Source organism: Pectobacterium polonicum, assembly GCF_005497185.1.
Classification (GTDB): domain Bacteria; phylum Pseudomonadota; class Gammaproteobacteria; order Enterobacterales; family Enterobacteriaceae; genus Pectobacterium; species Pectobacterium polonicum.
Map to the genome: position 1 here is coordinate 51,020 of NZ_RJTN01000020.1, position 19,495 is coordinate 70,514.

18 protein-coding genes and 1 pseudogene are annotated in these 19,495 nt (G+C 53.6%); 7 read left to right on the plus strand and 12 right to left on the minus strand.

Annotation, left to right across the window (positions count from 1 at the left end; genetic code table 11):
* Positions 1 to 7 precede the first annotated feature (7 nt).
* Positions 8 to 1,111: a glutamate 5-kinase gene (proB, locus tag EDI29_RS17730; RefSeq protein WP_005975751.1), complete on the minus strand. Its 1,104-nt coding sequence runs from the start codon at positions 1,109 to 1,111 to the stop codon at positions 8 to 10.
* 123 nt (positions 1,112 to 1,234) lie between these two features.
* Positions 1,235 to 1,609 (minus strand): sigma factor-binding protein Crl, encoded by a 375-nt coding sequence (gene crl / locus EDI29_RS17735; protein ID WP_137741952.1) that lies wholly within the window; start codon positions 1,607 to 1,609, stop codon positions 1,235 to 1,237.
* A 182-nt stretch (positions 1,610 to 1,791) separates the two neighbouring features.
* Here crl and EDI29_RS17740 point away from each other — a divergent pair, with 182 nt between their 5' ends.
* Complete coding sequence (locus EDI29_RS17740; RefSeq protein ID WP_137741953.1) at positions 1,792 to 2,127, plus strand: 5-carboxymethyl-2-hydroxymuconate Delta-isomerase; 336 nt, start codon at positions 1,792 to 1,794, stop codon at positions 2,125 to 2,127.
* A gap of 80 nt (positions 2,128 to 2,207) precedes the next feature.
* Here EDI29_RS17740 and frsA read toward each other — a convergent pair whose 3' ends face one another.
* A complete protein-coding gene (gene frsA / locus EDI29_RS17745) occupies positions 2,208 to 3,455 on the minus strand; it encodes an esterase FrsA (RefSeq protein ID WP_137741954.1) in 1,248 nt (415 codons plus the stop codon).
* A gap of 206 nt (positions 3,456 to 3,661) precedes the next feature.
* Positions 3,662 to 4,120, minus strand: coding sequence for a xanthine phosphoribosyltransferase (gene gpt, locus EDI29_RS17750; protein ID WP_005975741.1), 459 nt, complete (start codon positions 4,118 to 4,120; stop codon positions 3,662 to 3,664).
* 330 nt (positions 4,121 to 4,450) lie between these two features.
* On the opposite strand from gpt, the gene pepD reads away from it, so the two are divergent.
* Positions 4,451 to 5,911 (plus strand): beta-Ala-His dipeptidase, encoded by a 1,461-nt coding sequence (gene pepD / locus EDI29_RS17755; RefSeq protein WP_137741955.1) that lies wholly within the window; start codon positions 4,451 to 4,453, stop codon positions 5,909 to 5,911.
* A gap of 66 nt (positions 5,912 to 5,977) precedes the next feature.
* On the opposite strand, the gene dinB is transcribed toward pepD, so the two are convergent.
* Both dinB and EDI29_RS17765 read right to left on the minus strand, forming a co-directional pair.
* Positions 5,978 to 7,036: a DNA polymerase IV gene (gene dinB / locus EDI29_RS17760; protein ID WP_137741956.1), complete on the minus strand. Its 1,059-nt coding sequence runs from the start codon at positions 7,034 to 7,036 to the stop codon at positions 5,978 to 5,980.
* Between the two features lie 74 nt (positions 7,037 to 7,110).
* Positions 7,111 to 7,911, minus strand: coding sequence for a helix-turn-helix transcriptional regulator (locus EDI29_RS17765; protein WP_137741957.1), 801 nt, complete (start codon positions 7,909 to 7,911; stop codon positions 7,111 to 7,113).
* Positions 7,912 to 8,134: 223 nt separating this feature from the next.
* Between EDI29_RS17765 and EDI29_RS17770 the strand changes: the two are divergent.
* Positions 8,135 to 8,914, plus strand: a pseudogene (locus EDI29_RS17770) (class I SAM-dependent methyltransferase); the annotation flags it as partial.
* A gap of 251 nt (positions 8,915 to 9,165) precedes the next feature.
* On the plus strand, positions 9,166 to 9,900 hold the full coding sequence (gene dpaA, locus EDI29_RS17775; protein ID WP_137741959.1) for a peptidoglycan meso-diaminopimelic acid protein amidase: 735 nt from the start codon (positions 9,166 to 9,168) through the stop codon (positions 9,898 to 9,900).
* Here dpaA and EDI29_RS17780 read toward each other — a convergent pair.
* Positions 9,871 to 10,638, minus strand: coding sequence for a class II glutamine amidotransferase (locus EDI29_RS17780; protein WP_107170994.1), 768 nt, complete (start codon positions 10,636 to 10,638; stop codon positions 9,871 to 9,873). The genes dpaA and EDI29_RS17780 overlap by 30 nt on opposite strands.
* A gap of 156 nt (positions 10,639 to 10,794) precedes the next feature.
* On the minus strand, positions 10,795 to 11,376 hold the full coding sequence (lpcA, locus tag EDI29_RS17785) for a D-sedoheptulose 7-phosphate isomerase (protein WP_005975726.1): 582 nt from the start codon (positions 11,374 to 11,376) through the stop codon (positions 10,795 to 10,797).
* A 349-nt stretch (positions 11,377 to 11,725) separates the two neighbouring features.
* Here lpcA and fadE point away from each other — a divergent pair, with 349 nt between their 5' ends.
* Complete coding sequence (gene fadE / locus EDI29_RS17790) at positions 11,726 to 14,173, plus strand: acyl-CoA dehydrogenase FadE (protein ID WP_137741960.1); 2,448 nt, start codon at positions 11,726 to 11,728, stop codon at positions 14,171 to 14,173.
* 265 nt (positions 14,174 to 14,438) lie between these two features.
* Positions 14,439 to 14,789, plus strand: a complete 351-nt coding sequence (gene yajD, locus EDI29_RS17795; RefSeq protein ID WP_010282592.1) for an HNH nuclease YajD — start codon at positions 14,439 to 14,441, stop codon at positions 14,787 to 14,789.
* A gap of 73 nt (positions 14,790 to 14,862) precedes the next feature.
* On the opposite strand, the gene mtnK is transcribed toward yajD, so the two are convergent.
* Complete coding sequence (mtnK, locus tag EDI29_RS17800; protein WP_137741961.1) at positions 14,863 to 16,065, minus strand: S-methyl-5-thioribose kinase; 1,203 nt, start codon at positions 16,063 to 16,065, stop codon at positions 14,863 to 14,865.
* Positions 16,066 to 16,217: 152 nt separating this feature from the next.
* On the opposite strand from mtnK, the gene mtnA reads away from it, so the two are divergent.
* Entirely contained in the window at positions 16,218 to 17,246 is a 1,029-nt protein-coding gene (gene mtnA, locus EDI29_RS17805) for an S-methyl-5-thioribose-1-phosphate isomerase (protein ID WP_137741962.1), read from the plus strand.
* A 398-nt stretch (positions 17,247 to 17,644) separates the two neighbouring features.
* Here mtnA and EDI29_RS17810 read toward each other — a convergent pair whose 3' ends face one another.
* From EDI29_RS17810 to EDI29_RS17820, 3 genes are read right to left on the minus strand one after another with little or no spacing between them, the layout of a single operon-like run.
* Complete coding sequence (locus EDI29_RS17810) at positions 17,645 to 18,190, minus strand: 1,2-dihydroxy-3-keto-5-methylthiopentene dioxygenase (protein WP_137741963.1); 546 nt, start codon at positions 18,188 to 18,190, stop codon at positions 17,645 to 17,647.
* A complete protein-coding gene (mtnC, locus tag EDI29_RS17815; protein WP_137741964.1) occupies positions 18,187 to 18,876 on the minus strand; it encodes an acireductone synthase in 690 nt (229 codons plus the stop codon). Before mtnC ends, EDI29_RS17810 begins: the two co-directional genes overlap by 4 nt.
* Entirely contained in the window at positions 18,873 to 19,490 is a 618-nt protein-coding gene (locus EDI29_RS17820; protein WP_137741965.1) for a methylthioribulose 1-phosphate dehydratase, read from the minus strand. Before EDI29_RS17820 ends, mtnC begins: the two co-directional genes overlap by 4 nt.
* Positions 19,491 to 19,495: the final 5 nt, after the last annotated feature.

Consider the following 19,495-nt stretch of genomic DNA (forward strand, 5'->3'; position numbering starts at 1 on the left):
GAACTCCTTAATTGATAATCATGTCATCGCGGTGGATAGCTACCGGACCATATTCGTAGCCAAGAATATCGGCAATCTGTTGAGAATGATGCCCGGCAATCATACGCAGCGCATCGCTGTTATAGCGCGTCACAGCATGTGCCACATCACGGCCCGCCAGGCTGCGAACGCGGATCACTTCACCACGAGAGAAATTGCCTTCCACCGTGCGAATACCTTTAGGAAGCAGCGAACTACCACGTTCAAGGATTGCAGAGAGCGCGCCGTCGTCGACGGTAATTTCCCCCGCTGGGGGCGCACCAAAAATCCAATGTTTACGACTTTCCAGCGGCGCATCAAGTGCATGAAAACGCGTTCCAACCGAAATATCGGCAATCACATCGCCGATCACGCCCGGCTTGCTGCCAGCGGCAATCACCACGTCGATACCGGCGCGGCAGGCCACATCGGCAGCCTGTAATTTGGTCGACATGCCGCCCGTTCCGAGGCCAGATACGCTATCCCCTGCGATACTGCGCAGTGCATCGTTGATGCCAGTCACTTCACGGATCAGCTCAGCATCAGGATTATTACGCGGATCGGCGGTAAACAGCCCGGCCTGATCGGTCAGCAGCAGCAGCTTATCTGCATCGGCCAGAATCGCTGCCAGCGCAGACAGATTGTCGTTGTCACCGACCTTGATCTCAGCGGTAGCAACCGCGTCGTTTTCATTAATCACCGGAACAATGTTGTTATCCAGCAGCGCCCGCATGGTATCGCGCGCATTGAGGAAACGTTCACGATCTTCCATATCGGCACGCGTCAGCAGCATTTGCCCAACGTGAATGCCGTAAATGGAAAACAGCTGTTCCCACAGTTGAATCAGGCGGCTTTGACCCACGGCAGCCAGCAGTTGTTTAGTCGCAATGGTGGCCGGAAGTTCGGGGTAACCCAAATGTTCGCGTCCGGCGGCAATCGCCCCCGAAGTAACAATAACAATTCGATGCCCTGCCGCATGTTGCTGCGCACACTGGCGCACCAGTTCAACGATATGGGCACGATTAAGACGACGCGAACCGCCGGTTAGCACGCTGGTGCCCAGTTTCACAACCAAAGTCTGGCTGCCGCTCATAATTTCTCTGCCGTTAGATGTCAAAAAGTAAGAATAAGGAAAACGTTGTAGCAGGACAGACGCGTTATGCCAACAGGCACAACGCGAAAACCTGTGAATAAATCGGGGAACGTCAAGGAAGCATCACGGTCGTGCGGTAAGCGTACAGGCGGGTTCCAGCGAGTGCAGCAGTTTCTCCAGTCGGACATGAAAAGCCTGTTTGGCATTCTCCACCTGTTCCATCACAGCTTTGTCCTTAATTTTTTCCTCACGCCAGTTGCCTTGTTTATCAAACAGACCGTAGTGATACTTATAGGCAAAGACTTGACCGGTATCTTCCAGGTTTAGCCACCAGCCCCAGAACTCCCGTTGTTCTGGCGCGGGCTTGATGTTGACGCAAACCGCCAGACAATCAAAGAAGAACGCGCTATCCTCGCACTGCGCTTCACGTATATAAGGCCCCAACGCCGTAAAATTTTTCATGAGTCGGCTTTTGGAGTGTCCACTCGGTAACATCATCTGCGATCTCCTTTGGTTGAACTTTCTTTTTAGCAGAGAATGGCAATTTATCAACTACCTGCATGACAACTCACGTCTCTCCCTCTTGTTCGCACAGGCTTTCCTGAAAAAGCATTGCCGCTCGACACGGAGTATTCAATACTCTGGTCTCTTCATTTCCGTTAATTGAGAAGTGACACCTTATGCCACATTGTATCGCCGAATATTCGTCAAACATTGATGTAAATGCCCTGCTCCCTGCAATCTATCGCGGTGCGCTCGAATCCGGTTTGTTTGCCAGTGACGGCAGTGACATCAAAGTCAGATCCCTTGCTTACGATAACTATACGACCGGTGGTGAGCGAGCCAGCTTCATTCATGTGGCAATCAAGGTGCTTTCAGGGCGGACGGGAGAGCAGAAAAGTAATCTCTCCAATCTGGTACTTCAGAAGATCGAAGCGCTTGGATTGAAGAATCTGTCGGTTACGGTTGAAGTGATTGATATGGACAGACTTTGCTACGCCAAAAAGATCCTGTGATCGACGGCGATTATCTGGCAGGAGCAGCGGTCTGTGTAGCGGAAATTCGCCTGCACAGACCGTGGGTTACGCCCGCTCTTCTACACTTTATCCTGCAACCATCCGCTGATTTGCTGTAGTGCGCGGTGGAAATTCTGGTACACCGGCGAGAAATTAACTGGCAGTAGTTTCCCTTGCGCAGATGAGTTCACAATCAGGCTGGCCTCTTCTTTCGGGCATAGCAGATCGTTATCCCAGTAGCCTGCCAGCATCGGCGTCGGGCAGCGGCGTCCTAGCAACCCCTGTGTTTTCAGCGAATAGCGCCCCAGCTCAGTTTTCAGCGACGCATCCGTCGAGTACGGCATACCCAACCGGCTCGCCAGCACATCCATAAACATATCCGGCACTTGCTGCTGACGAGTAGGATCGCTTAACAGATGGTGTACCACCGGGCCGAGACAGGCTACGCCGCGTAGGCGCTGCGATTCCAGATACGCCAGCCGAACGGCAATATTGGCACCAAAGCGGAAGCCAAATGCCGCAACGCGGGTGTGATCGATCCACGGAACATCCGGCAGTGCGCGCAAGACCTGCTGGTGCAGAAAACTGGAATCCTGAGTCAACTTCCAGCGGGAAGAAAATCCGACAGACGGGACATCAATCGTCAACATCGCCATGCCCGCTGGCGCAAAATAGTCCTGAAACAGGCGATGATAATCGCTCTGCAACATTTCCAGACTGCCGCACATCAGAACGGTAGGGAAAGGTGCCTTGCCTTGCGATGGCATATGTAAAAAGCCAGTCAGTGTCCCGCCGCCCGTAATCGGGAAGGTCAGTTCCCTGAGTTCATAAGGCAGGTATTTTGCGGCTTCTTCATAAGCGCGATTTGCCAGCGTTTGCGCCTGTTCCGCCAGCTCATCGCCTTTAATATGCGGATAGGCGGCAATGCTGTAGAGGTTGGCAGCATTCAGCCAGCACTGCCCGATTTGCGCGTCATCTTCACTTTCCGTGGCCCGCTGCTGCCAGTCTGCGCCCTGCTTCGCCCATTCATAAATCCAGTTACCGCCTCGGTAACCGATCACCGTGTCGAGCAACTGCTCATTGCTTCTGTCAGCCTTACTGGCAGCAATACGTGACAGCACGTCTTCGATTTCCCACGGATCAACACCACGCCAAATCCACATCAGCCGGTTAATCATCCGATACCAGCTGCGGGTTTTTTCGCCTTCCAGCGTAGAATGCAGCCCCTGCACGTCCTGACTATTTCGCGTGCGTCTGACTAACGTCGAGGTTTCTGGATGTTTGAAAGAGGGTTTGAATAGCGTTTCAGACAGGTTAGCTTGCGCCACAGCAGCCTCCGTTAATGTAAACCGCTGTTAGCGGACATCAGACGACATCTTCGTCATCCGCTAAAGTGTAACGAACTCAGGCCACGGAAGACAAATGCCAACGGCAGAAACACACGATCGGATCAATTGCATCGATCTCGATAGCGTAGAAACAACAATGCCCGGCTAAACCGGGCATTGGGGGAAATCGATATTCGCTCTGACGATTAACGGCCAGACAAAGGCGGAACAAACACCACGCCCATATCCCACGGCTGTTCAATCCAGGTATCCTGCGGGATATCAATCACGTAGTCATCAACCAGCGGTTGACCAGCAGGTTTGGCGAAAATGGTCACAAAGTGCGCTTTCGGGTACATATCACGAATCGCCTTTGCGGTACCGCCGGTATCAACCAGATCGTCAACCACGATAAATCCTTCGCCATCTCCCTCGGCGCGCTTGATCACTTTCATTTCACGCTGGTTGTCATGGTCATAACTGGAGATGCAAACGGTATCAACGTGACGAATGCCAAGCTCACGCGCCAGCAGCGCGCCAGGAACCAAACCACCGCGGCTGACGGCAATGATGCCTTTCCATTGATCGGCTGGCAGTAAACGCTGTGCCAGTTTACGGGCATGAATTTGCAACATATCCCAGGTTACGACGTACTTTTCGCTCATAAAATATATCCCAGCCGAATGAAAACCGGCTTAAGTTGAGTCTGAGGGGGGAAAAAGGTTGCGCGAGATTATAGATAGCCAACAACATAAAAACCAGTTTTTCTCAACGTGAGAACCGAGTTTTTCCTGATAACCTGCGCCCTGCCGAGCCTGCGGATTCATATTGCAGCGGGAAAAATAAGCGGGGACGACGGCAATTTCCCCTGCTTTGATGGAAAATGATATTCTGTTGCGACACGCCATATTAAATGGCTAACCACGATTAACTTTTAACCTATAGCCCTGCCCGCCAGAACGCGAAGGCTGGCCGCTAAAAAGGAGACTGCAATAGTGTCTGAATTGTCTCAACTTTCCCCCCAGCCTCTGTGGGATATTTTCGCTAAAATCTGCTCCATCCCGCACCCTTCTTATCATGAAGAGGCGCTGGCTGCGCATATTTTGGAATGGGCTAAAGAGAAAGGCATCTATGCCGAGCGCGATCAGGTTGGCAATATTCTGCTGCGCAAAGCGGCAACCGCAGGCATGGAAAATCGTAAACCTATCGTGTTGCAGGCGCATCTGGACATGGTGCCGCAGAAAAACAACGATACCGTACACGATTTTATTACCGATCCGATCCAGCCTTACGTTGACGGTGAATGGCTGAAAGCGCGCGGCACCACGCTGGGCGCGGATAACGGTATTGGTATGGCTTCTGCACTGGCGGTGCTGGCCGACCCAAGCGTCGAGCACGGCCCGCTGGAAGTGCTGCTGACCATGACCGAAGAAGCCGGTATGGATGGCGCGTTTGGCCTGCAACCTAACTGGCTTCAGGGCGAAATCCTGATCAACACCGATTCGGAAGAAGAAGGCGAGATCTACATGGGTTGCGCAGGCGGTATTGATTTTATTACCCGTCTGCCACTGGCACGCGAAGTACCGCCAGCCGGTTACCAAACGCTGAAGTTGACGATTAAAGGTCTGAAAGGCGGCCACTCCGGCGGCGACATTCATTTAGGTCTGGGCAACGCCAACAAACTGCTGGCGCGCTTCCTGTTCGAGCAGGCGCAAGCGCTGGATATCCGCATTCTCGATCTCAACGGCGGTACGCTGCGTAACGCGATTCCGCGTGAAGCCTTCGCCACGCTGTCACTGCCTGCTGCGAACGTCGAGCAGTTGAAAGCGCTGAGCCAGGACTATCTGGCAGTATTGAAGAATGAGCTGTCAGCCGTTGAGAAAAACCTGACCGTGGTGGTGGAAGCCAACGACAGCAACGAACACCCGTTGACGCAAGACAGCCGCGATCGTCTGCTCGCATTGCTCAACGCGACGCCGAACGGCGTGATCCGCATGAGCGACGAAGTCAAAGGCGTGGTGGAAACCTCACTGAACCTCGGCGTTGTCACCATGGAAGACGACCATGCAGAAATTATCTGCCTGATTCGTTCCCTGATCGACAGCGGCAAAGACGCCGTAGTGGGTACGCTGACGGCGCTGGGCGAATTGGCTGGCGCAAAAACATCGCCAAAAGGTGGCTATCCAGGCTGGCAGCCGGATGCGCATTCACCGGTCATGGCGCTGGTTCGCGAAACCTATCAGAAGCTGTTCAACAAAACGCCGAACATCATGGTGATCCACGCCGGTCTGGAATGTGGCCTGTTCAAGAAACCGTACCCAGACATGGATATGGTTTCCATCGGGCCGACCATCACCGGGCCACACTCCCCTGATGAACAAGTGCATATCGGCAGCGTCGATCTGTACTGGAAATTGCTGACAGCGCTGCTGAAAGCGATTCCGCCGCGCGCTTAATCGCGTAGTCGTAAAAATCAGGGCGGCGCATAGACGTCGCCCTTTTTTATCCTCAACTGAACAGCTTTATCCCCAATCAAACACCAGCTGTCGCTCAATTTGCGGGTCGAGCAGCGTCACATGTAGCCCAACCAGCCGGACGCCTCTGGATTTACGCCGCTCCTGCCAGGTTTGCTGAGCAATCTTCAACAGATCCTGTTTATTCAATACTGGCCACACATGTTCCTGCGTGGTTTGCTGAAAATCATCAAACTTAAGTTTGACGCCCTGACGCGCAATATGCAGATCGGGCTTCACCCGTTTCAGGCGGACTTCCAGCTCCTCATAGAGCTGTTCAATCAGGTTTTCACACTGTTCCCAGTCGTGGATATCCTGTGCCAGCGTCTTCTCCACCCCGACCGACTTCCTCAGCCGATCGGGTGAAATCCGTCGTTCATCGATCCCTTGACAGCGCTCCCACAGCACGCGGCCAAACTTGCCAAACTCTTTGAGCAGATCCGCCAGCGCATACACTCGCACATCGGCACAGGTATGCAGGCCACGCTCTTCCAGCCGTTTCCCCGTCACTTTTCCGACGCCGGGAATCTTCTCTAGCGGCAGCGCAAGCAGGAAGTCATCCACCTGCTCCGGTGTAATCACATATTGTCCATTCGGCTTATTTAACTCAGACGCGACCTTCGCCAGAAACTTGATCGGTGCTATGCCCGCCGAAGCGGTGAGATTCAGTTCATTCACAATCGTTCGACGGATTTCTTCGGCAATACGTGTCGCCGAACCGTTGCAGTGCGGGCTATCAGTAACGTCCAGATAGGCTTCATCCAGAGAAAGCGGTTCGATCAGTGAAGTGTAGCGGGAGAAGATCTCTCTGATTTGGCGCGAAGTGGACTTATACACCTCCATGCGCCCCGGTAACAACGTGAGTTGCGGACACAGGCGCAAAGCGGTTGCCGTCGCCATCGCGCTGCGGACGCCGTAGCGTCGGGCAGGATAGTTAGCGGTACTGATGACGCCACGTCGATCGGCGCTTCCACCAATCGCCAGAGGAATATCGCGCAGACGCGGGTTATCACGCATCTCAATTGCTGCGTAGAAGCAGTCCATATCAACATGAATGATTTTGCGCATACTGGCCTCCGATAACACTGTATAAATATACAGATCAAAATCAGTATAGACAAGCTGCGCGATGCCTGCGGCGTTTACTGCACGATAAGCATAACCAGCTTAACTTCGCCATGCCCGGCAGGATGGAAAGTCTGTTGATGATAGGCGATATCGCCAAGCAAAGGATGATGAAAACGTCGCTCACCGCCTTCACGGGCGGTAACTGCCTGCTGCGACCACCAGAGGTTGAACTCGCGGCTTTCTTCACACAGCGCCATCACGATTTGCCGGACGGACTCGGTAGGCGCGTAATAACTTGATTCCGCACGAAACTCCGCCACCACGCGTTTGGCTCGTTCCGGCCAGTCCACCACCAGCGATCGTGCCAATGGGTTAAGAAACATGAAACGCAGTAGATTCGGCTCAGGCTCACTTTCCAGCCATCCGGCAAACAGCTGTTCCGACGGCGCATTCCATGCCAGCATATTCCAGCAGCCATCCAGAAGATATGCCGGGCAAGTAATGTGATGCAAGCTGGCAGCAACCTGTGCATCCAGCGATGTGGCCCGATTCTGTTTCTGCGGGTCCTTCACACCAGCAAGGCTAAAAAGGTAGTCGTGCTCGGCGGGCTCCAGTTTTAACGCCTGCGATAAACGCGTCAACGCGGATGCCGAAGCAGACACATCACGCCCCTGTTCAATCCAGGTATACCAGGTGGTGCTGATTCGGGCGATTTGCGCCAATTCTTCGCGGCGTAATCCACTGGTGCGCCGCCGCCCAGAGGCAGGCAGACCGACCATTTCCGGCGTAGTCCGCTCACGCAGCGCACGTAAGAAAGCTCCCAGCGCTTTTGGACCACTCAGTGAATTGGCAGACATAAACGTATTTGCAGACATCAGTCAGGCGTCCTTTTCATCCCGTTCGTATAGACAGTTTACGGTGACAACAGCATCAATAAAAACCGTGCTAATCAAACAGGGAGTATTTTATACCCGTATAAATGCTCATATTGTACCCGTATTTTTCTCTCATTATAGTGTTCTCAGACCAAGGTCTTCTTTATTGGCAGGCGCGCCGCCGTTTAACCCATGATGAAACGAAAGCAATTCAGAGAAAGCGAGAGCAATAATGAAAGAACAACAGAATCATAATCATCGCGTTGAACACCAGTTCGGTTCACAGGCGCAGAACTACCTGACCAGCGCAGTACATGCACAGGGCAAGGATTTAATTCAACTGGCCACCTTATTAGCCCCTGTCCCACAGGCACGCGTGATCGACGTCGGCTGCGGTGCAGGCCATGCCAGCTTCGTCGCCGCACAGGCCGTCGCGGAGGTTGTCGCCTACGATCTGTCTTCCCAAATGCTGGACGTGGTAAGTCAGGCTGCCGCAGAAAAAGGACTGAATAACATCCGCGTTCAGCAAGGCGTAGCCGAGTCTTTGCCGTTCGACGATAGCAGTGCAGACATCATCATCAGCCGTTATTCAGCCCACCACTGGCATGATGTCGGGCAGGCGCTGCGGGAAATGCGGCGCGTCCTGAAGCCAGGCGGTCGCGTGATCATGATGGACGTCGTTTCACCCGGTCATCCGTTGTTGGACATTTATTTGCAGACGGTTGAGAAGCTGCGCGATACCTCACACGTGCGTAATTACGCACCGGGCGAATGGCTGAGTCTGTTTACGGAAGCAGGTTTTGTCGTGCGTAACGTCACCAGCGACAGGTTGACGCTGGAATTCAGTAGCTGGATCGCCCGTATGCGCACACCAGAACCTTTCGCTATCGCCATCCGTGAATTGCAAAAAACGCTGGCGGACGAGGTGGTGCAACATTTTGAGGTACAGGCCGACGGTTCCTTTGTCACCGATATTATGATGATAGAAGCCACCCGCGCCTGACGCACTTTCCCACGCAATAAACAACCTGATATTGAGCAGCCCACTTTCGGGCTGTTTTTTGTAAATGTTATTTTTTAGCGCTTTTCAACGCTTGATTAATATGAAACCAATGATAATGTGATTTCGTTTTCGTCGTTATCTATTTGACGACGAAATACAGAACGATAACGGTCGCCCAACGCTTACGCTAAACACCAGTAGCACGGCGGGATACCGCGTGTAGCACAGCAATTTTATTATCAGGAACCATAATGCAAAAAATCGCGCTGTCGTTTGCGATGTTGTTTCTTTTGCCTTCTCTTGTTGTTACTAGCGCCGCCAGCGAGACTTCACCGCCGCTAGCGCCGATAGCAAAAGAATTAAAACAGCAATTATTAGGCTCTCCGATCTATATTCAGATCTTTAAAGAAGAGCGAATATTCGAACTCTATGCAAAAGTCGGCAACGAATATCGTTTATTGGAACAATACCCCATCTGTAAATATTCGGGCGGATTAGGGCCAAAACGCGTTGAAGGCGATTTAAAAAGCCCGGAGGGTTTCTATCAGGTCGATTTGCGCCAGCTCAAGCCTGACAGCCACTATTACCGCGCGATCAATATCGGTTTCCCTAACGACTATGATAAATCACAGGGGTATTCTGGCCGCTATTTAATGATCCACGGCGAATGCGTGTCGGTTGGCTGCTATGCCATGACCAACACCTATATGGATGAGATTTATCGCTATGCCGAAGCCGCGCTACGCCACGGGCAGGCAAAAATTGATATCGCTATCTATCCGTTCCGCATGACGGAACAGAACATGCAGCGCCACCGTAATTCCACTTACGCCAGCTTCTGGAAACAGCTCCAGCCGGGGTACGCTTATTTTAATCAGCACAATCAGCCACCGGCCATCACGGTTTTTAACGGACAATACGTCGTTAATCCACCGCTGATGACCAGCCAGCCAGCCTTAAAGTATGCGCTCGCCGAAACAAAATAGAACGAATTCACCTGGCATGATCTGATGCCAGGTTTCGTTGCCTGTTAGCGGCTGCGTCGCCAGCACGGTAACAACATCGTTGGGTGTTGTCTGCTGCTGGAAATCAATCTCCACATCCTGATCTAACAGCGTCGCTTTGCCAAACGGCGCACGGCGAGTGATCCAATAGAGTTTGGTTGAGCAGTACCCCATCACAAAGCGCCCGTCCGACAGCAGCATGTTAAACACGCCTTTCTCCCGCAGGACATCCGCTTGTTTAGCGATATAGCGGAATACCGCAGGCCAGTTACCCGGCGTGCGCGGATAGCGTTCAGACAGTTGGGACAGCAGCCAGCAGAAAGCAAATTCGCTGTCCGTCTGGCCAACTGGGCGAAACATCCCCGTTTTCAGAGTGTTATAACCTTTCAGTTGCCCGTTGTGGGCATACGTCCAGTTTCGTCCCCAGAGCTCTCGGGTAAAGGGGTGGGTATTTTCCAGCGCAACCGCGCCGCGATTCGCCTGCCGGATGTGTGAAATTACCGCACACGATTTTATCGGGTAATCCTGCACCAGCCGGGCAATTGGCGAGTTATAGCTTGGCAGCGGATCTTTGAACGTACGACAGCCATTCCCTTCATAAAAGGTGATTCCCCAGCCATCCCGGTGCGGCCCGGTATTCCCACCGCGTTGTATCAACCCGGTAAAGCTAAAGCAGATATCCGTCGGTACATTCGCGCTCATCCCCAGCAGTTCACACATCTGACTTCCTACCCTTCCCTTCTCGTCATATTTCAAGTTGCATGTGCGTTGGCTACGCTCACTCACCCGAATCACTTACCTGAGTAAGCTCATCGGGATTCCTTCCCTTGCCGCCTTCCTGAAACTCGAACTATTTAGAGTCTATTATTAAGCGGCTTACTGATCCGCCATCTCTTTTTCGATCAATTGAATCAAGATATGAATCGCTTTGATATGAATTTCCTGAATGCGGTCGGCATAGCCGAAGTGCGGAACACGGATTTCCACGTCAGCCGATCCCGCCATTTTACCGCCGTCTTTCCCAGTCAGCGTAATGACCTTCATGCCTTTTGCTTTTGCCGCCGCAATCGCTTTAATAATATTGCCAGAATTACCGGAAGTGGAAATACCCAGCAGTACATCGCCTTCACGCCCCAGTGATTCAACGTAGCGAGAGAAGACAAAATCGTAGCCAAAATCGTTGCTGACACAAGATAAGTGGCTTGGATCGGAAATCGCAATAGCCGGATAGCCCGGACGGTTTTCACGGTAGCGCCCCGTCAGCTCTTCGGCAAAATGCATGGCATCACAATGCGAGCCACCGTTACCGCAGGAAATCACTTTACCACCCGCTTTAAACGCGTTAGCCAGCAGTACCGCAGCGTTTTGAATCGACTGAATGTTTGCATCATCACTCAAGAAATTATTCAGTGTTTCTGCCGCTTCTTTCAGTTCACTACGGATTAAATCCTGATACATGGAATCCTCTCATTTTGTCCGGTGACAGTATCATCTTCTGCCATGCAGTGTAGCGGATCGTACCAACAGCGAGAAGCGCGTAATCGCGGGATCGAGAGGAACGCTGATGCCTGTCAGAAAACTCGCGACAGCCGCTTGGTTTGTGAAGTGAGTTGTAATTATGATGTAAACGAATTGATAAAAATAATCAGATAAACTACAACAAATATAAGCAACAGGTCAGACCTCTTACAACATTGACCTATTACGCCTTATTTCACTGATGAAAATAGTTCTCGCTTTCCACAGCCGTAAACACGTGGTGAAGGGGGAAACATTCTTAATTCGATCACTATGCTGGAGACACGTTATGGTTGCTGTCAGTATCCTCCTCCTACTGATTATCATCGGCGCGATGTTTTACCATCGGCTCAGTCTGCTGCTCGGCAGCGCCATCCTGCTGGCCTACTTCGCAGCTATGTCCGCCATGTTGCTGTGGCCCGTCTGGCTGATGATTCCGCTCGTGATTCTGCTGATTCCGATTACGGTTCCTTCCCTGCGTCAAAAGCTGGTTTCCGCTTCCGCGCTACGCATGTTCCAGAAGGTCATGCCGCCAATGTCGAACACGGAAAAAGAAGCGATCGATGCCGGAACAACCTGGTGGGAAGGCGATCTGTTTCGCGGTGCGCCGGACTGGAAAAAACTGCACAACTACCCGCGTCCGCAACTGACCGCTGAAGAACAAGCATTTATTGACGGGCCGGTTGCTGAAGCCTGCCGAATGGCCAACGATTTTGAAATCACCCATGAACGTGCGGATATTCCGCCGGAACTGTGGGCGTTTTTAAAAGAACATCGTTTCTTCGCCATGATCATTAAAAAGCAATATGGCGGTCTGGAATTCTCCGCTTATGCACAGGCACAGGTGCTGCAAAAACTGGCTGGCGTCTCCAGTATTGTGGCAATCACCGTCGGCGTGCCTAACTCACTCGGCCCCGGCGAACTGCTGCAACACTACGGGACGGAAGCGCAAAAAGATCACTACCTGCCACGTCTGGCACGCGGTCAGGAAGTCCCCTGTTTTGCACTGACCAGCCCAGAGGCCGGTTCGGATGCAGGTTCAATTCCCGATACTGGTATTGTCTGCTATGGCAACTGGCACGGGGAACAGGTCGTGGGTATGCGCCTGACCTGGAATAAACGCTATATCACACTCGCCCCCATCGCCACCGTGCTGGGGCTGGCCTTTAAGCTGTACGATCCCGATCATCTGTTAGGCGATCAAGATGACGTAGGCATTACCTGTGCGTTGATTCCGACGGACACCGACGGCGTTAAAATCGGCCGCCGCCATTTCCCGCTGAACGTTCCGTTCCAGAACGGACCAACGCAGGGTGAGAACATCTTTGTTCCGCTGGATTACATCATCGGTGGGGCGAAGATGGCAGGCCAGGGCTGGCGTATGCTGATGGAATGCCTGTCGGTCGGGCGCGGCATTACGCTGCCGTCCAATTCCACCGGCGGGCTGAAGTCGATTGCCCTCGGCATCGGTGCTTACGCCCACATTCGCCGCCAGTTCAAAATATCCATCGGTAAGATGGAAGGCATCGAAGAACCGCTGGCACGCATTGCGGGTAACGCTTACGTGATGGACGCCGCCGCGACGCTGATTACCAGCGGCATCATGCAGGGTGAAAAACCGGCGGTGCTCTCCGCTATCGTCAAATATCACTGTACCCACCGCGGTCAGCGCAGCGTGCTGGATGCGATGGATATCGCCGGCGGTAAAGGCATCTGTCTCGGTCCGTCCAACTTCCTGGCGCGCAGCTATCAGGGCGCACCGATAGCCATCACCGTGGAAGGGGCGAATATCCTGACGCGTAGCATGATTATCTTCGGGCAAGGCGCAATTCGCTGTCATCCTTATGTGCTGGAAGAGATGGCAGCCGCGCAGGCCAACGACGTGTCACGCTTTGACCGTGCACTGGTTGGGCACATTGGTCACGTCGGCAGCAACAAAGTACGCAGCTTCTGGCTTGGCCTGACCAACGGCCTTCTAAGCCGTGCACCAGTGAACGACAAAACGCGTCATTACTATCAGCAGCTTAACCGACTCAGTGCGAATCTGGCGCTGCTGGCGGATGTGTCGATGGCCGTGCTGGGCGGTAGTTTGAAACGTCGCGAGCGTATCTCGGCGCGTCTGGGGGACATTCTCAGCCAGCTCTATCTGGCTTCCGCTACGCTGAAACGCTATGAGGATGAAGGACGTCAGAAAGCGGATCTCCCTCTGGTGCACTGGGGCGTGCAGGACAGTCTACATCAGGCTGAGCAGGCGCTGGACGATCTGCTGCGTAACTTCCCGAATCGTGCTGTAGCGGGGCTGCTGACCTTTATTATCTTCCCACTGGGACGGCGTTGCGCAGCACCGTCTGACCACCTCGACCATGAGGTCGCGAAGATTCTGCAAACGCCGTCAGAAACGCGTAGTCGCCTGGGGCGTGGGCAATATCTGGTTGCCAGCGAACATAACCCTGTCGGGCTGATGGAAGAAGCCTTGTTGGATATCATCGCCGCCGAGCCAATTTACCAACGTCTGTCGAAAGCCAGCGATAAGCCGCTGTCATTCATGCGATTGGATCAGTTGGCAGAGCAAGCGCTGGTAGAAGGTCAGGTTACCGCGGAAGAAGCGAATATTCTGACCAAAGCCGAAGCCAGCCGCTTGCGCTCTATCAACGTGGACGACTTCGCGTTCGATGCCCTAGCTGCCAACAAGCCCACGTCCGTACCGCAGCCGGAAAGAAAAACCGAAGCAGCATAAACAGAAACAGGCCGGGTTATACCGGCCTACTCCTACCGATAAAAACCATTGAGCGGTAGTAACGGATAGATCGTAAAGACGCTGTAAACACGTCCATGTGCGCTCGGCTTGCGCCATCCATGGCGCAAACGCTTTACTCTTCTATTCCGTTACTACCGTTTTTGCTCGACAAATTAGGTTTGTTAATGGCCTTCCTATTCTTTCATTTACACGCACATCAGTTGTAAAATCTACGCCATCTTTCCTTCTGAATGAAACCTGACACATGGCTTACATCCCCAAGAACTATGCCAGACTTGAAAGCGGCTACCGCGAAAAAGCGCTCAAACTTTTCCCGTGGGTATGTGGTCGTTGTTCACGCGAATTCGTCTATTCCAACCTGCGTGAATTAACCGTTCACCACATCGATCACGATCACAGCAATAACCCGGAAGACGGCAGTAACTGGGAAATGCTGTGTCTCTATTGCCACGACCACGAGCATTCAAAATATACCGATGCAGATATGTACGGCTCGACCGTCGTTGCAGGTGAAGATGCGCAGAAGGATGTTGGCGTTGCCACCCATAACCCTTTCGCGAATTTGCAGGCCATGATGAATAAAGGGAAGAAATAGAAGTAACAAATCATCGAATTGCCGCTCCCATCCGGTTCATTGACGGGAGCGGATCTTGAAATTGCGTGGCTAATTAAGCACCGTTCTGCCGTACACGCGCCAGTAGCGCATCCACATCAACAATATGCGGGGCGGCCAGCACCAACGTCCTGCCCAGCGAAAGAGCATGACGCTGACATGCCAGACGCGCTTCCGTCTCCTGAATGCTGTCCAAATCAGCGACGTGTGCCAGCCCTATCGTACGGCGAATCAATTCAGTTCCACAGTAACCGATAGCATCCCGCCACACCTGCTGCAAAAACAACGCGGCATAGCCCGATTCCGCCAGTGACGGATCGCGGCTGTCATCTTCGCTTAGTGCCAGGAAACGGGCGGAAAAGGTCTGCCACAGCGTACGAATATCTTCCAGACGCCGTTCACGCCCTGCCGCCGCCTCACGCGGAGCCAATAGCCCAGGCAGGCCGCAATAATTCAGAAGCAAGTTGCCGACAGCGGTGCCGACGTCAAAGCCGATCGGCCCGTAGAAACCGAATTCGGCATCAATCGCCTTCAGCCGCCCTTCTGCCACAAAGATCGATCCGCTGTGAATGTCACCGTGCAACAGCGCCTCGGCTTTGCTCAGAAAGCGGTGCTTCAGCCCGGCGACCGACAGCTTCAGCGCTTTATCGTCACGCAATGCCTGTACATCCGGCGTCAGCGCAGCGTCAAACTGGTTTCTTTCGTGATCGATGTAGGGATCGGTAAAAAACAGGTCTTCGGTAATTTGGCACAGTTCAGGGTTGGTAAACTGGCTTACCGCCGCTTTCTTCTCGTGCGGGTGCTGATAGAAATCAGAAGTATGGAATAACGTTTGTGCCAGATATTCCCCTAACTGCGCTGCGGCCTGAGGATAATCCGTACCGTTCACCAGCTCGCTGCGCCAGATGCGATGATCGGAGAGATCTTCCTGCACCATCACCGCCAGTTCAGGATCGTGATATAACACGGTCACGGTATGCTGCGGACAAAAACGGGCGTGCGTTAGCAGTGTTTCGGCTTCAATACGGGCGCGATCGAGCGTCAGCGGCCAGGATTCCCCGACGCAGCGCACATAGGGCAGCGCCTGTTTAACAATCACCCGACTGACGCCCGTTTCATCTTTAATTTTAAACACCAGATTCAGATTGCCATCGCCGATCTCTTCTGCGGCTACCAGCGTTTGCGGCTGACTGACACCGCCGTATTGGCGGGCATATGCAACAGCGTCATCCGCCGTAAAAGTGCGGTAAAGTGACATTCCAACTCCTCGCTATTCTGAAATCAAACTTATTCTGGAATTAAAACTATTCTTGAACTAAATATATGGACATAAAAACGTTCGGACGTCTATACATCCATTAGGCATCTTGGCAGAATACGAATATCGATGCAACATGGATTTAACGACCTATGCAGACACTTAACACAACGAGCCTGAAAATCGTTGATAACCAACTGTGGATACTCGACCAGCAGGCACTCCCGCAAGAGAAATGCTGGAGCCCTTGCCCGGATGTCGCGTCACTGGTTGAGCATATCCAGACGCTACGAGTGCGCGGCGCGCCGCTCATTGGCCTGTCCGCCAGCCTGCTGCTCGCGCTGCTGGCTGAGAAAGGCTTATCACAAGCCGAACTGGCGCAGGCGCTGGAAACGCTGCGGGCATCGCGTCCTACCGCCGTGAACCTAATGAACAATCTGGATCGCATGAAGCTGGCGTTAGCAAAGCCGCAGTTTGTCGATGCGCTGGTGCAGGAAGCCCTGCGCCTGGTAGAAGAAGATCGCGCCCTGTGTGAACGCATTGCCGATCACGGCGCTGCGCTGGTAGAACCCAACAGCCGCTTGCTGACCCACTGCAACACCGGCGGGCTGGCAACGGCAGGCATCGGCACCGCTATCGGCGTGCTGCTGCGCGCACATCAGCAGGGGAAAGTCGCGCAGGTGTGGGTCGATGAAACACGTCCACTTTTGCAGGGCGGACGCCTCACGGCCTGGGAGCTGGGCGAGCTGAGCATCCCTTATCAACTGATTTGTGATTCGATGGCCGCCAGCCTGATGGCGCAGGGTCAGGTCGATGCAATTTGGGTCGGTGCAGACCGTATTGCCGCCAACGGCGACGTCGCCAATAAAATTGGCACTTACAGTCTGGCGGTGCTGGCGCACTACCATCAGATTCCGTTTTACGTCGCGGCACCGCACACCACGCACGATCCGGCGTGCCCAGATGGTCGAGCCATCCCTATCGAACAGCGTGCCGCCGCCGAAGTCACTGGTGTCTCCGGCAGCTTCGGCCACTGCCAGTGGGCACCGCAGAACGCCGCCGTCTACAACCCGGCGTTTGACGTCACCCCCGCCGCCTTAATCAGCGGCTGGGTACTCGATACCGGCGTGGTCACGCCACAGGACGTCAAAGAAGGGATATTCCAAGCAGCGTTGAAATAGAAAAATAAATTTCAGTAATGTCGTTCTTCCCGGCGTAAAAAATTATGCCGAGGAGATGATGAGCTTCTGGATGAGCCGCACGGACGCGGCGAAAGCCAGTGACGCGTCGGACAAAAACGTCAGTGACGTTTTTGAACAGCACTAGTGCTGGCCCGAAGGGCGAGTCCCATTTATGGGACGAGTAAACGCGTCACTGGCGGTCCATCAGAAGAACATTAGCGACGAGGGGACCGCGATAGCGGCATATTTCTCGCCAAAAGCCAGGGTTCCCAGGGCGACGGCGATTGAGCCGCCCTGGGTCGGGCGTTTCGTAACATGCAACATAGAGCGGAAAATATCGAAACGCACGAAACATACTCGTTCATTCACAGAGCGTTCGTTCGCAACAACCGAGTGCGTTAACGCACCAATTTCGGATACGCATCCGCGATCTTATCGCCGGTGAAATGCGCGATCCAGCCTTCCGGGTTATCGAACAGGCGGATAGCGGTGAAGTGTGGTTCCGGTCCCATATCAAACCAGTGTGCTGTGCCTGCGGGTACGGACAGCAGATCGTTCTTCTCACACAGAATCTGGTAAATCTTGCCGTTCAGATGCAGGCAGAACAGCCCCGCACCCTCGACAAAAAAGCGCACTTCGTCTTCGTGATGCACATGTTCGGATAAAAATTTGGTGCGTAGCTCCGCACGCTGCGGATTGTCCGAACGCATGCTGATGACGTCCCAGCTCTGATAGCCTTTTTCTTCTACCAGCTTATCGATTTCATGCTGGTAGGCAGCCAGCACTTCTTCAGACGATGGAGCGTCACTCAGCTTCTGGCTGGCTTCCCAGCGTTCAAAACGCACGCCGATCTCGTTCAGCTGTTTCTGAATCGCCTCAGCATCCTGACTTTGCCAAATCGGCTGGCTTGCATCGCTGTCGCTAAAAATGGTTAATCCACTCATTGGGCATACTCCGGTAAGTCGATCTGGTCAAAACGAGCCACCTGACGGTGGCGGCTTACGCTATCCGCATCATCGCGAATAAGCTGGCAGGTGTGCCAGCCGGCTTCCTGCGCGGCATCCAGCTCCTGACGAATGTCCGACAGAAACAACAGTTGCTCAGCAGGTAGCCCGATGGCTTGCGCAATCGTGCGATAAGAATTCGTCTCTCGCTTCGCACCGACGCGAGTATCAAAATAGTCGCTGAACAGCGGACGCAAATCACCCGCGTTGCTGTAGCCGAACAGCAACTGCTGCGCTTCTACCGAACCTGATGAATACACATACAGGCGCAGGCCCTGCTGCTGCCATGCGGCGAGTTGCGCGGCCACTTCAGGGTACAGATGTCCCTGAAAATCACCATTGCGATAACCCGCGCGCCAGATAATGCCTTGTAGCTGCTTCAGCGCGGTGGATTTACGATCTTCATCCATAAACTGATTCAGCGCGGTAATCAGTGCATCATTATCCGCATCGGGCTGACCCAGTTCCCGACGCAACGCGTCCAGCGCCTGTGCGATCTCAGGATCGCTACCCTGCTGCCGCACCGTGTCGGCCAGCCGTTCACGGGCATAAGGGAACAACACGGTGTGAACAAAACGGATGTCGCTGGTGGTGCCTTCAATATCCGTCACGATCGCGCTAATCATGCTTTCGCCTCCAACAGTCGACGTTGCAATTCGCATTGGAACAGAAACTCTAGCCCTTCCAGATGACGACGGGCTTCTTTCACCGTCGCGCCCCAGCAGTAAAGGCCGTGGCCGCGCACCAGAAAGCCATAGCGTAGCGGCGTGTGGCTGGCGTACTCGGTCACCCGCTGCGCCAGCGCCGGAATATCCTGATCGTTATCGAAAATCGGGATCGCCACACGATCCAAATGGGTAGTTTGCCCAGCCAGCGACTTTTGCATTTCGTAGCCGTGCAACACCAGTTCAGCGCCCTTCTCTACCCGAGACAGTACCGTCGCGTTCACCGAGTGCGTGTGCAGCACCGCACCAATCGTCGGCTGACGGCGATACAGCAGCGTATGCAGCCCCGTTTCCGCCGACGGCGTACGGCCGCTCGGCACATGGTTTGTGGCAATCTCCACCAGCAGGAAATCCTCTGCCTGAAGACTGCCTTTATCTTTACCCGATTCGGTAATCAGGCACTGCGCTTCATCAAGGCGCACGGACATATTGCCGCCCGTCGCCGGACACCAGCCCTTCTCACCTATCCAGTGGCAGGCCGCAAGCAGCGCCGTCAATTGTTGATTTTCAGTCATGAGGC

Excerpts from the sequence above, each read along its gene's own strand:
- mtnK (WP_137741961.1), bottom strand. The coding sequence starts at position 16,065 with ATGTCACTTTACCGCACTTTTACGGCGGATGACGCTGTTGCATATGCC.
- EDI29_RS17740 (WP_137741953.1), top strand. The coding sequence starts at position 1,792 with ATGCCACATTGTATCGCCGAATATTCGTCAAACATTGATGTAAATGCC.
- dinB (WP_137741956.1), bottom strand. The coding sequence starts at position 7,036 with ATGCGCAAAATCATTCATGTTGATATGGACTGCTTCTACGCAGCAATT.
- EDI29_RS17765 (WP_137741957.1), bottom strand. The coding sequence starts at position 7,911 with ATGTCTGCAAATACGTTTATGTCTGCCAATTCACTGAGTGGTCCAAAA.
- crl (WP_137741952.1), bottom strand. The coding sequence starts at position 1,609 with ATGATGTTACCGAGTGGACACTCCAAAAGCCGACTCATGAAAAATTTT.
- dpaA (WP_137741959.1), top strand. The coding sequence starts at position 9,166 with ATGCAAAAAATCGCGCTGTCGTTTGCGATGTTGTTTCTTTTGCCTTCT.
- lpcA (WP_005975726.1), bottom strand. The coding sequence starts at position 11,376 with ATGTATCAGGATTTAATCCGTAGTGAACTGAAAGAAGCGGCAGAAACA.
- mtnC (WP_137741964.1), bottom strand. The coding sequence starts at position 18,876 with ATGATTAGCGCGATCGTGACGGATATTGAAGGCACCACCAGCGACATC.
- EDI29_RS17780 (WP_107170994.1), bottom strand. The coding sequence starts at position 10,638 with ATGTGTGAACTGCTGGGGATGAGCGCGAATGTACCGACGGATATCTGC.
- yajD (WP_010282592.1), top strand. The coding sequence starts at position 14,439 with ATGGCTTACATCCCCAAGAACTATGCCAGACTTGAAAGCGGCTACCGC.
- mtnA (WP_137741962.1), top strand. The coding sequence starts at position 16,218 with ATGCAGACACTTAACACAACGAGCCTGAAAATCGTTGATAACCAACTG.
- proB (WP_005975751.1), bottom strand. The coding sequence starts at position 1,111 with ATGAGCGGCAGCCAGACTTTGGTTGTGAAACTGGGCACCAGCGTGCTA.
- EDI29_RS17810 (WP_137741963.1), bottom strand. The coding sequence starts at position 18,190 with ATGAGTGGATTAACCATTTTTAGCGACAGCGATGCAAGCCAGCCGATT.
- EDI29_RS17820 (WP_137741965.1), bottom strand. The coding sequence starts at position 19,490 with ATGACTGAAAATCAACAATTGACGGCGCTGCTTGCGGCCTGCCACTGG.
- gpt (WP_005975741.1), bottom strand. The coding sequence starts at position 4,120 with ATGAGCGAAAAGTACGTCGTAACCTGGGATATGTTGCAAATTCATGCC.
- fadE (WP_137741960.1), top strand. The coding sequence starts at position 11,726 with ATGGTTGCTGTCAGTATCCTCCTCCTACTGATTATCATCGGCGCGATG.